This window comes from Bacillus sp. CH140a_4T, from assembly GCF_008923725.1.
GTDB lineage: Bacteria > Bacillota > Bacilli > Bacillales > Bacillaceae_G > Bacillus_A.
On sequence record NZ_WBPF01000022.1, the window covers coordinates 98,913 to 111,467 of the forward strand.

At 35.6% G+C, this 12,555-nt stretch carries 14 protein-coding genes and 1 other annotated feature; of the genes, 2 read left to right on the plus strand and 12 right to left on the minus strand.

Annotated elements, in window-relative coordinates:
- From F8162_RS26795 to F8162_RS26820, 7 genes are all read right to left on the minus strand, one after another.
- Positions 1-1,433: thioester domain-containing protein (locus F8162_RS26795; RefSeq protein WP_225990193.1), on the minus strand; the 1,433-nt coding region annotated here is incomplete at its 3' end.
- Positions 1,434-1,701: 268 nt separating this feature from the next.
- Positions 1,702-1,872 (minus strand): hypothetical protein, encoded by a 171-nt coding sequence (locus F8162_RS28935; protein ID WP_000971476.1) that lies wholly within the window; start codon positions 1,870-1,872, stop codon positions 1,702-1,704.
- An 80-nt stretch (positions 1,873-1,952) separates the two neighbouring features.
- Entirely contained in the window at positions 1,953-3,197 is a 1,245-nt protein-coding gene (locus F8162_RS26800; RefSeq protein ID WP_318826075.1) for an MFS transporter, read from the minus strand.
- A 47-nt stretch (positions 3,198-3,244) separates the two neighbouring features.
- On the minus strand, positions 3,245-4,561 hold the full coding sequence (locus F8162_RS26805) for an APC family permease (RefSeq protein ID WP_151632298.1): 1,317 nt from the start codon (positions 4,559-4,561) through the stop codon (positions 3,245-3,247).
- A 65-nt stretch (positions 4,562-4,626) separates the two neighbouring features.
- Positions 4,627-4,863: a binding site (T-box leader), on the minus strand.
- Between the two features lie 495 nt (positions 4,864-5,358).
- Positions 5,359-6,156, minus strand: a complete 798-nt coding sequence (locus F8162_RS26810; protein WP_151869351.1) for a hypothetical protein — start codon at positions 6,154-6,156, stop codon at positions 5,359-5,361.
- Positions 6,157-6,285: 129 nt separating this feature from the next.
- The gene (gene yidC / locus F8162_RS26815; RefSeq protein WP_151632294.1) at positions 6,286-7,068 is read right to left on the minus strand and encodes a membrane protein insertase YidC; all 783 of its coding nucleotides are present in this window, start codon (positions 7,066-7,068) and stop codon (positions 6,286-6,288) included.
- Between the two features lie 28 nt (positions 7,069-7,096).
- Entirely contained in the window at positions 7,097-7,381 is a 285-nt protein-coding gene (locus tag F8162_RS26820) for a hypothetical protein (protein WP_151632292.1), read from the minus strand.
- Between the two features lie 276 nt (positions 7,382-7,657).
- Here F8162_RS26820 and F8162_RS26825 point away from each other — a divergent pair, with 276 nt between their 5' ends.
- Positions 7,658-8,551 (plus strand): YitT family protein, encoded by an 894-nt coding sequence (locus F8162_RS26825; protein ID WP_151632290.1) that lies wholly within the window; start codon positions 7,658-7,660, stop codon positions 8,549-8,551.
- 110 nt (positions 8,552-8,661) lie between these two features.
- Here the strand turns inward: F8162_RS26825 and F8162_RS26830 are convergent, their stop codons facing one another.
- Entirely contained in the window at positions 8,662-9,183 is a 522-nt protein-coding gene (locus F8162_RS26830) for a GNAT family N-acetyltransferase (protein WP_151632288.1), read from the minus strand.
- Between the two features lie 449 nt (positions 9,184-9,632).
- On the opposite strand from F8162_RS26830, the gene F8162_RS26835 reads away from it, so the two are divergent.
- Positions 9,633-10,019 carry a DUF3938 domain-containing protein gene (locus tag F8162_RS26835; RefSeq protein ID WP_151632286.1) on the plus strand — a complete coding sequence of 129 codons (387 nt, stop codon included), beginning with the start codon at positions 9,633-9,635 and terminating at the stop codon, positions 10,017-10,019.
- A 237-nt stretch (positions 10,020-10,256) separates the two neighbouring features.
- Here F8162_RS26835 and F8162_RS26845 read toward each other — a convergent pair whose 3' ends face one another.
- From F8162_RS26845 to F8162_RS26860, 4 genes are all read right to left on the minus strand, one after another.
- Complete coding sequence (locus F8162_RS26845) at positions 10,257-10,397, minus strand: DUF3985 family protein (protein ID WP_000404783.1); 141 nt, start codon at positions 10,395-10,397, stop codon at positions 10,257-10,259.
- A gap of 96 nt (positions 10,398-10,493) precedes the next feature.
- Positions 10,494-11,576, minus strand: a complete 1,083-nt coding sequence (locus tag F8162_RS26850; RefSeq protein ID WP_151632282.1) for a site-2 protease family protein — start codon at positions 11,574-11,576, stop codon at positions 10,494-10,496.
- A 12-nt stretch (positions 11,577-11,588) separates the two neighbouring features.
- Complete coding sequence (locus F8162_RS26855) at positions 11,589-12,272, minus strand: DUF3169 family protein (RefSeq protein ID WP_413226540.1); 684 nt, start codon at positions 12,270-12,272, stop codon at positions 11,589-11,591.
- A 13-nt stretch (positions 12,273-12,285) separates the two neighbouring features.
- Complete coding sequence (locus tag F8162_RS26860; protein WP_016085663.1) at positions 12,286-12,507, minus strand: helix-turn-helix transcriptional regulator; 222 nt, start codon at positions 12,505-12,507, stop codon at positions 12,286-12,288.
- Positions 12,508-12,555: the final 48 nt, after the last annotated feature.

The following is a 12,555-nucleotide window of genomic DNA, read 5'->3' on the forward strand; positions in this document are numbered from 1 at the left end:
GTATTTCCATCCGCTATATCTACTTTCGTTATTTCTAATTCACCTTCTACTTTCTTATCTTGAACGATATGTTTAATAATTTCTCCATCCTCTTTGATTTCAAATGTGAATGTCTCTTCATTTATTACATAGCCGTTCGGTGCTATTGTTTCTTTATACGTGTACTTTCCGTATGGTAGTTTAAATTTCGCTACACCTTTTTCATCCGTTTTCCCTTTTACTACTTCTTTCCCTTGTTCGTTGTAAATTGTAAATTCTGCATTTGGCAGTTTCATATTCCCATCCGCTATATCTACTTTCGTTATTTCTAATTCACCTTTTATATTTTCATTTTTCCACTCTAATAGAGCAGTTTCACCGGTTTTCACTTCAATTTTTTTAACACTTCCGTCTAACACATATCCAGCTGGCGCTTGAATTTCTTTGACGCTATATATACCGATTGAAAGATTCCCTAACTCCGCAATCCCTTTATCATTAGTAGTAACATTTTGTTTAAAGTTTTCATTAGAAACTTCAAACACAGCCCCTTTTAATAATTCCTTTTTTTCTCCTAATTTCATAATCTTTAACGAGCCTACTGATTCCCAATTTACAACTAAGTCTGTACTGATTTTCTCACTATTTCTTTGCAACAATACTGTTGTATTTTGAACTTTTTCCGAGCCTTTAAAAGCTATTGCTTGTAAATTTGTTAAAGTAGACTTCACTTTCATTTTAAAATTACCACTACTCGTATCTTTCGGGATTAAAATTTTGAATTTTTCATTAATTGATAATATACTTTTCTCTTCTCCATTTTCATTTACAATTCGAAGCCCTTTAGGAGCGTTTTCAGGAAGAATTGTATAAGAGCCAGAAACCGCATTTGTTTGCACTGTATAAAATCCTGTTTCTAAATAATCACCTTTTTGTGTAGCAGTTTGTGGATCTACAGGATTAACTTTAAAAAATACATCTTGTGATCCAGTTTCTTTTTTTGAAGCCTCTACTAAACGCTTCATAAGATTATGTACTCGTTCATTTTTTGCAACTAAATCTTCTACCGTTAATTCATTTGCTGCAATCCATACCGCTAATTGTGTAGCATAATGCGCTTCTTCTACTGTCGCTACCCCTAATTCAGATGGGCTTTTTTGAGGATATCCATTTAATAAAACACGATATACGGCATCAGATGTTTTCCCCATTTCAGGCAAATCATCTCCATTTGGAGAACGTAAATCAGGTGTTAAACAATACGCAATACTACCCGAAACCGTTTTAATTATTTCTGTCTTTATTTCACGATGTTTCGAATTGCTATAACTCCAATCCATTTTATATGTTTCTCTGTTCATTACTTCTGCCTTTACTTGTGGCATTGCAATTCCTAATAAAATAATAAGAGCACTTAAAAAACTAAACCATTTCCCTACCATCTTTCGTTTCATTCTCTCCACCACCATATATAAATTTCTACATGAAGCAATCTTACTGTTTCATTGTACTTATAGTGAAAAAAGAGAATAGGTGGTTTTTTTGTAGTATCTTGTCGAATTGTTGAGAAAGTTTCAAAGTAATAAGCAACATTACAATTGTTTGTTCTCCTGCTGCTATTGACAAGTGAATGTTACATATTTAAAATTTTTAAAAATAATAAAAAGGCACTTTATAAGTGCCTTTTTTACTTACCAGAAACAAATTTCAAACGAATACATGTTACTTATCTTTTTCTTTTATCTCCATCAACAACTCAATAATTTTCTCATTTTGCTCCACTTGTTTCTCTGAATTTTGATAGATGACACGAATCCACCCTAATACAAAAACAACTACAACTATCGGCAATAGTGCAAGTATTATACCGAATATCGAGAAATTGAACATCATTTTCCCATCACCTCGCTACATACAAATTCTCCACCTTTCTACTAAAACCTGCAAAATTTTACAAACAAAAAAAGAACCTATCAAACGATAGATTCTTCTTTTGCAAACTGAGTAGAACGTCCTCTCGTAATCGAGAAAATCGCACAAAGCAGTGCTAATATAATAAAGCCGCCTCCTACCCAAGCATTGTATATAACAGATGATTTCTCAATAACAACTCCGCCTACTGTTGAACCGAGCGCAATTCCTAAGTGAAGCGCAGAGTTATTTAAACTTTGCTGAATACCAGCCGATTCTGGCGCAATTTCAATTAAATAATTTTGTTGCGCTGGTGAAATCGCCCAGCTCAGCATACTCCAAAGTCCCATCATAATAATGAACAGCGGGAATGAGAATGTCATCATTGGCAATATGAAGATTGCACACGCAAATACGATAATAATTGAGATAATACTTTTCTTCGATCCCCATTTATCAGCAAGCAAGCCCCCAAGGCCACCCCCAAGTACCGCTGCAATTCCGAAAATAAAGTAAAATACACTAATCCAATTCGCTTCCACATGCATCACATCTTTTAAAAATGGTGTTAAATATGCATATAGTGTTAAATGACCCGTTAAAAATAAAAATGATGTTAACTGTGCACTTACGATTTTCTTATCTTTTAACGTAGCAATTTGTTCTCTTATTGATAACACTGATGTCGGTGGTACTTTCGTTAAGAATAATGAAATACAAGCGATTGCTACGACTGTTAATACCGAAATTAATACAAATGGTGCACGCCATCCATATGCATTTCCAAGTACAAGTCCAAGTGGTACTCCAAGTACAAGTGATCCACTAATCCCCATGAAAATGATTCCAATTGCACGCGCACGAAAATGCGGTTCTACAACGCTAGAAGCAAGTGTTACTGACAGTGCAATAATAAGCGAACCACTCGCTGCACAAACAACCCTTGAGAACATTAACATCCCGTAATTCACACTAAATGCTGAAATAATATTTCCGATTAAGAAAATTGATAATGCCCCAATGTATAATCTTTTTCTTTCAAACTTCCCTGTTAACGCTAATAAAACCGGACCTGATAAAGCAAATACTACTGAAAATATTGTTATAAGCTGACCAGCTGCACTAATAGATACTCCTAAATCATTGGCAACTAAATCGAGCGTTCCTCCTATAATTAGCTCAACCGTTCCGACTACGAAAGCCGCAATAGCTAAAATATACACACGAAAATTCAAGTCTTTCCCCACGCTTTCTTTTTTGGTTACTACGATTATAGTAACCAAAAAAAGAATTGAACACAAGTACAATTTTTTTACAGTAAAAAAGGTAGACGTATTATACGCCTACCCTTCGATCATGACACTTCAGTTTTGTTCTTCTTATTTAAATACCAATACACCGGCAGTCCAGTAAAGACAATTCCAATTGATAAGAAACAACTTACCGGATCATTAATAATCGCACTTCCAAGTACAAACAATGATCCTAAAATCGCGACGATTGGTACAATTGGGAATAACGGTACACTGTATGCACGCTCTTTATTCTTATTACGTTTTCTTAAAATGAAGACACCAATAAACGTCATTACATAGAAAATATAAATAATGAATACGGAAATCTCAGATAGCTTATTCGGATCACTAATAATCATTAAAATAATTCCTAAAATGATTTCAACAGTAATCGCATTTGCTGGTGTTTTAAATCTTGGACTTTCCTTTGCAATAAACTTAGAAAATGGCAGTTGTCCACGTTCTGCCATCGACATCGGGATACGTGGGAACGTTAAAATCTTTCCATTTAAACAACCGAAAATAGAAACGATAATACCGATACTAATAATTTTCCCGCCATATTCTCCAAGTAGCATGCCCGCAGCTGTCGCTGTGGCATTTTCTCCAAGCTCTACAATTTGCGTTGCTGGTAATACATTTAGTAACGCTAAGTTAATTGATACGTAAGCAGCCGTTACAATTAAAATCCCAACCGTCATCGCTTTCGGTAATAACTTTGTTGGATTTTTCATCTCTCCGCCAATCGAAGCAAGTAGAATCCAGCCGTCATAAGCAAATAACGTTGCTAAAATTGCCATCCCGATACTTTGATTTTCTGATATCGGTACAACTACATTAAAGATATCACTATTCCCTTTCCAAAAACCTAACACAACAATTAAAACGATTGGAATCATCTTCCCGATTGTCGTAACCGTTTGAACGATACCTCCGTATTTTGTTCCCATACTATTTATAACGCCAAGGAACACGACTGTACCAATTGCAATTGGTAAATTCCATACTTTATCTAAATAGAAAAAATTAATCATTAAAGAACTAAAGTACAACCCTAATGTTCCAATAATAGCTGGTCCATAAACAATTGTTTGCATCCAGCCTGATAAATATCCCCAAAAACTTCCGTAAATCTCCTCTAAATACGTATACAACCCACCATTTTTCGGGATTTGCGCTCCAATTTCAGCTACTGTTAAACCACTTGCTAGCGTCAACAGACCACCAATTACCCAAGCAAGAATCGCCATATTAGAACTTCCCGAGTAATCTAATACGCTCCCGGGTTTCATAAACACACCAGATCCAATAATCGTCCCTACTACGATAGAAAGTGCTACCGTTAAACCAATTTTGTTCTTCTCATCATGATGCATGCTGCGTATCCTCCTTCCAATTCTAGTGTGATGCAAAAATGAAATAAAAAAACACTCCTCCCTAAAAAAGGGACGAGTGTTGTATTCGTGGTTCCACCCTTGTTTCAATTCGCAAAGTGACACACTTCACCAATTTCTCAAGTCTAAATAACGGTTTTTGCCGGCAAGCAATTACTAGGTATCCGTTCACTGCTGCAGTTCAGAGGTGGTAATCCATTTTTCCGTATTAGGAAGCTCACAGCCAAAGGCCTCCCTCTCTGAGAATCGTAAAAAATTGATCATGTCCTCATCATCACTTCTTGATGTCGAATTTTGTAGTTATTGTTCATTATATTGAATTGTTAGAAAAAATCAATATATTTTTTTATATAACATAAGAAATATTGCTCTTCTTATATTATAACAGAAGTTACGACACTTCTCTAATTCCCTAGTATCTTTGGAACAGTGTAGCGGTAAAAAAATTATATCAGCGATTTTTCAAATATATCGACCACAACTCAAATTATATCGGCGATTTTCGAAATATATCGATTTACCAACAAAAAACGACAATAAGTAAGAGGAGACTTTCTAAAAGAAAGCCTCCCCCACATACATACCTTTCCGTTGCCCACACGAAAGATACAACTTCACTCAATTATTTCTCATCTTTTTTCATAAAAAACTTGCCCCGCATTAACGGGCAGTAAAACTTCCACCTTAAACTCCAGCGAATACAGGGATGAAGTTGGAAGATTAACTGTCCGTAAAAGCCCGATTGGTTCAACTAATAATCAGTGGAAATGCACCACTGATTAAAGTTTCACTTTATGATGTGGAAGATCCACATTCAACGCCTCTAATTGTTTCTTTTCATTCTCTAAAATCGCTTTTGCTTTTGTTTTTGTTGCCTCATCTAATCCCGCAAAGATGTCTTCACGTTGCTCTTTCTCTGGAAGTTTCACACCTAGCTTTGTTAATTCTTCTTTTGCTTGTTCATTTGTTAATTTCCCAGACTTTTCTTGTTCAAAAATTGACTTCACTTTTTCTTTTGTTGCTTCATCTAAGTCAGCAAGCATATCTTTACGCTTACCCTCCGGCAGTTTCACGCCTAACTTTGTTAATTCCTCTTTTGCTTGTTCACGTGTTAGTTTGCCGGATTTCTCTTGTTCTAAGATTGATTTCGCTTTTTCTTTTGTTGCTTCGTCTAAGTTAGCAAACATATCTCCATGTTTACCCTTTTCCGGGAACTTCACGCCTAGTTTCGTTAATTCTTCTTGCGCTTGCTCACGTGTTAATTTTCCGGATTTCTCTTGTTCTAAAATTGACTTCGCTTTTTCTTTTGTTGCTTCGTCTAAGTTAGCAAACATATCTTTACGTTTTTCTTTCTCTGGAAGCTTTACACCTAGTTCCTCTAACTGTTTCTTTGTATCGGCCATAATCGTTTTTACTTTTTGTTTTGTAGCGTCATCTAAATCTTTTTTCGCCGTTTTTGTAGACTGCTCAGCTGCTGGAGTATTCGTTGCCGCGAATGCCGGAATACCGACTCCTCCAATGATTCCGAATGATAAAGCACCTGCAATCGCTAAATACCCAACTGTTTTCTTCTTCATAGGAAATTTCCTCCTTCATAGTTCTAAAGCATGTACACTTTCGTATACAATGCCTATAGTAATGTTGGTTTCTTAAAATTTCCTTAACGCTTCAAATAAAAAACACCGCTCATGATGAGCGGTGTTTCGCTATGCTTTTTGTAATTGTAATTCTTCACATTCCATTATTCTTCTTAATACAATTGTTTGTGTCATTGTAAATAAATTACCCGTCATCCAGTACAACACAAGTCCTGATGGCGCTGCAAATCCCATAAATAGAATCATTGCCGGCATCATAATTTGCTGCATTTTCAGCATCTGTACTTGTTCTCCAGGTGTAATATTAGATTGGAAAACTTTCATCTGAATAAATGTCGTTAACGCTGCGATAATCGGTAATATATGATAAGGATCTGCATGTCCTAAGTTCACCCATAAAAATGAAGATGTGCGAATCTCTTCTGTTCGGCTAATCGCATAATACAAAGCAGAGAAAATCGGCATTTGTATTAATAGTGGCCAGCAACCAGCAAGTGGATTCCAACCGCCTGATTTCATTAGTTCTGACATTTCCTTTTGATACTGCTTTTGTTTTTCAAGATCTTTACCCACATCACCGTATTTTTGTTTCAGCTTCTGCAGTTCAGGTTGCATTTTTTTCATTTTTGCTTGGCTACGATATTGCGAAACAGCTAATGGAATCATGGCTGAACGAATAACGAGCGTCATAATAATGATAGCAATCCCGAAGCTAGCTCCCGGTATATGATGAGCAACAAATTGAATCATATACGAGATTGGATATACGAAATAATGATCCCAAATTCCCGTACTATGTGCATCAATTGGGGCTGCATTACTGCAACCAGATAAAACAAAAACAAGTAATAATGATAAACTAACGAGCACAGCTCGGTATGATTTTAACATGTTCATTCCTCCAATGTTTCGTAATTATTTAGCGAAACATTGGTGTATACGGACCGACCTCGTCATTCTCTTCACTGGATTCTTGTCTGCGTACAGAGCGAATCATTCCATATTTATAAAAAATTGAAAATAGCGATACATTCCCCGCACTATCTTCGCATGTATTAACTAGTTTAAAAGCTCTTTGTCTACCACTTGATGCTTGCTGACGCACAAAGCGAGAAACATTAGCAAGGAAGAAAACTTCTAATAAACAAAGCGCTGTCGTTACAAACGATATATATAGAATTGCATCCTGCAATAAAAATTCCATCGCTTCACATCCTTAATAAGGTCATTTTAGCACATTAGACAGACATTCTCTATTTCCTTTTATCGTCAAAAAAGTATTTTGCATATTTTCTCAAGAAAACTATGCTAGAAAACCAATGTATTCGCTTTCTTTAGTATATTCACACGTATCCTTGTATAGGTTTAATTTGTTAGAAATTTATAAAATTTTCGCATTATAATAAAACTATTGCCAGTTTTTGAAAAAACCTTTATTCTCTTCTTGTAATCAAAAATGAATATGGAGATGAAACATACTATGGGTCAACTAGGAGACGCCGATTACGTTCCCGACACCGCCTTTTTATCCTTCCCAGCAGCTAAAACATTTCACTTAGAATTCATCATACAGTTGGTTGTTATTTTTATAGCTTCTATTTTGTATGCAATTTCTATGAATATGTTCTTTATCCCGCATAACATGATTAGCGGTGGTTTTGCTGGTGTAGGGATGATTATCGGTTATTTAATGCACTACAATATCGGTGCACTTATCTTTTTACTAAACATTCCTCTTCTTATTTTAAGTCACTTTTACTTAGGCAAGAAGACAACCTTTTTAACAGCGTACTTTGTAGCTGTATCATCGTTAGCGATGAACATTATCCCGGTACACCAAGTTTCAGACGATATTTTACTTTCTTCTGTATTTGGTGGTGTAATCTGCGGAGCAGCTTCCGGAATCATATTCCGATTTGCTTCTTCAACAGGTGGCTTTGATGTTGTTGGATTGATTGTAGCAAAACATCGAGATATTTCGATTGGAGCAATTATCTTTGGATTCAACTTGATCTTACTTGTTGCAGCAGGATTTATTTTCGGATGGGATATTACGCTTTATACGTTAATTAGCCGGTTTGTGGTCAGCAAAGTTATCGATGCTGTGCATACGAAACATATTAAATTAACGATAATGACAGTTACAGAAAAAGGCGAGGAAATAAAAAGCGCACTATTACACCACGGTATACGCGGGGTGACAATGGTAGATGCTGTCGGCGGCTATACAAACCATAAGAAAAAAATGATTTACACTGTCGTGACTCGCTATGAGTTAGGCGAAATGAAACGTATTATCCGTCAAGTGGATAACAAAGCATTTATGAACATTACTGAAACAGTTGAAATTGTCGGCCGTTTCAAACGCATATAAAAAAGGTTTATACATGAAAGGGCATAACATATTAGTCATATATAATATGTTATGCCCTTTGGTATTCAACAAACGCACCCTTTAGCATAATAAAATTACGAAGTTTATTACTACAAATCGGAGGATAGCATTCCATATACAAAACTATCTGTCCATTCATTTTTATTCCAAAAATCTTGTATGAAATGGGCTTCCTTTCTCATGCCTATTCGTTCACACAATTTTTTTGAAGCTGTATTACGTGCATCAAGATTAGCTTGTATACGATGTACATGAAATTCATTAAATAATTTAAATACCAAACTACTTACCGCTTCTGTTGCCAAACCTCTGCCAGCTACTTCATTTGAAAAACTATAACCAACCTCAACAGTATCTTTCATATTTGTGTACCATACGGATAAATCACCAACTACTTTAGTCTTGTATATAACTGCCAAACTTAATATTGATTCTTTAGTAAGTACATTGTTTGCTAGCTTCTTATTAAATCTTTTCTGCATGTCTTCATGAGTCCACTTATTATGTAATAGGAACTTACAGGTATCATCATTATTATAAATAGCAAATACATCCTGTAAATCAGTACTCTTAAAAGGTCTAATTATTAATCTTTCTGTTGTAATCTCCAAGTTAGCTCTCCTCCCTTTCATTCATACTACAAAACATTTTTATAGTATTTAATTCCCCTTCTTATATCCCACCTTAATTACATATTTCATCATAATAAATTAAAATCCTTCTTCCACTAAACTGCACCGTTAACGGGAATTCCTTGCGCTTTTTATTTTTTACACTTATTACAAAATCAGATAATTCTATTATTGTGGCCCTAAATGTGTTATAATGGAAGCAGACTCACAAAAAAGAGTATATAGACTTGGAAGTTTCTCTTATTTTACAAGCAAAAAGAAACGAGCAGTCGGGTATATTTCAGACACCATACACGTAACGGTTTAAACAACCGATCACTCTTCAATGATCTTTTTATAAAAAGATACGTACAACTAAAATTCACTTCAATATACTATACCTACCTTTTTGACTTCCAAATCATCTTATTACATAAGGAGATGAACATATGAATCAATATATAAGATATACAATAGCTGTCCTGTTTGCTATTATTGGCGGAACAATCTGCTTCTGGACAAACACTCAGCTTGGAGAGCATATCATTTTTAATGGAATCGAAACACTTGTAAGCGCTTCAATTTTAGGCGGATACATTTTCTTCCTCTTCAATCCAGAAGAAAATGCACAAAAAACAATGTTATTAACAATGATCGGAATCGTTGGCGGATGTATTTCCTACTCAATGACTAACTATACATTACCACTTCAATTAAGCTCAGCTTTCTTCCACGGTCTATGGACTTGGTTCATTGCATTCTGCCTAGCAGACGTATTCAACCTTTTACAGGACACTGAAGAAGAAAACGGTCGCCAAATTGAAAGTAACTCGTAAGCTGGAAGATACTCTTCCAGCTTTTTTATGTTGTTTTGCATACTCCGTCAATACAATAAAAAGAAGCTACCCTCACGGTAACTTCTTTTCCATATACCCCTATTAGTATTCACTAAAATATATCAACGATTCTCCAAATATATCGGCAATTTCTACACTTATATCAACGATTTTTTCATTATATCGACGATTCGACACTGGATATCGACTTACCGACAACCAAAGTGTACAATATACCTATCCCCCAAGCAATTTACTGCCGAACTCTACGATTAAAAAGATAACTAATAGGATCGCAAGTATCTTTAATGCTACATATGCTACTTTAAAGACAGCATAAATGAGCAAGACTATTAAAATAATCGTTAAAATTTCCATTTAGAATTCCTCCAAGCTTTGCTCTTCATATCTTATTTTACTCGCCCCACAATTTTTATGGAACGGCATAAGGAGACATAGAAAAAAGAGGATACCTCACCCATCGTAAGATACCCTCTCTTTCAACTGCTCAAACCATTCTCTCTCTAATTGTAAATATCCCACTTCACTCTTTTCAGCACTTTTCAGTTCTTTATCAGCTTTCTTCATATAAATACGTGAGGCTTCTAGGTCATTCTCTACATATGTAACAATGGCTTGTGCGCGATAATACCCATATAAGTCTATTTTTGTAATGGCCTTCCCATGCGCCTTCGCTTCTTGCAGAGAAAGACGATCCATCTCATAAAGAGCTTTATATAAAAGATACCAACTATGAAAACTACTAACGAAAAATTTATTTTCCTTCGTTACAGGGAGTTGAGCAACTTGTTCTATATACGGTATCGCCTTTTCCATTCCTTTTTGATCCGATCGAGCGAGGAAGACGAGCATAAGTCCGCTCATGATCTCTCTTATACTTTTATTTTCTTTTAGTTTATCTTCGCTAAGTTTTACTAATCCCGCATCCCAATCTTTCGGCCTCTTATAACTAAATAACTCACTCGATACTTGAATGTTATATAAATGCTGTTTCGCCTTTTCATCATCTTTAATTAAAATAAGAAATTGCATACCATCGCTCATAAGCGTTCCTTTTATCGGCACGATTGTAACCGCAAAAATGATAAAATGAAAAACAGAAAAATATAAAAGATATTGATAATAACTCACCATGTATATGTAACCAAAAGTTATACCAAATAAGAAACTTGTAATTGGTCCCCCTAAAGTCATCCATGCCCATTTTTTTGAAAGGTTCGGTGTTACTATAGAAGGCGGTATTAACATTGCCACGCCTCCAAAGTACGCCCATAATTTATTTTCTCGAACGCGTACTTTCCCCTTCTCTTTTTGAACCGTAATAGGTCCTACTGTCATAAATTTAAATGTCAAACCGCTTATTACGCCGAATATGACATGTCCTAACTCATGAACGATGACCACTACCAGAAAAATCCCCAATAGTGCCCATATATTCAACATTATTTCTAATTTCCCAGCTCGGATTACTCCGTATAAAATGGACAGAGTTAGCACCACTGTCAGTGAACCAGCTGGCCTTCTTAAAATATCCACCTTTTTCGCCCCTTAATAAATCATTTTTCTATGCATTTCGTACATATATGTTCCAACATGTAATACCCAAACGAACGAAATCATAATGACCATAAAATAATCTTTCCCATCTAAAAATGCATACACAATCGCCGCTAACCACGCACAGGCAAGTGTCATATTTGTGTATTGGTATGCCTTATATCCCGCTTCATGAACAATTTGTTTTTGCCCTTCATCTGCATTCTTTGCCCACATTTCCATTGACTGAGAATACGTAACACTCTGTTCTGGATATAGAGCGTTATACCTTTTCCTCATTACAGATCCTAACCAAGTTATAGCAATAAAGCACACTGTAGATACCACAATACTTACACTAACAAAGAACAAGTTACCCTCACTTGTATACATTCTATAAAAAGCGATAACTGAGCAAACAAACCATGATGGAATAACAATTTCCATTACTCGAAAATAAATAAGCGCTATCCCTAATCTTCGTCCCTTAACATTTTCTTCTTCATCTTTCGTTTGTGCGAGCGCTCTTGTACGCTTCCAAATATAATAGATAGCTATTACGCCAAATAAACTCATCATGCCAATGCTAATAACAGGAGATATTTTACTAGTCCCCTCTGTTGCAATATCTCCTACTACATACCCTATAAACCCGCCGCATACCGCTCCTACTAACAGCTTCAGTATAGCCGACATTTTCCCATTTACTCTATTCTTCATCATCCTCTTCCCCCTCCACTAACATAAATATTTCCTCCACCGGTACATTGAAAATATGTGCGATTTTTAACGACAATACAATAGATGGTGCATAATCTCCGCGCTCAATTAAACTAATCGTTTGCCGTGATGATCCAATCGCTTTCCCTAAATCCCCTTGTGATAAACGATGCTTTGCTCGCAATTCCCTCACTCGATTTTGAAGCTTCATGTCTTCCCTCTTTTTCGTTTATTTAATTAGAATTGTAAATAATATCCT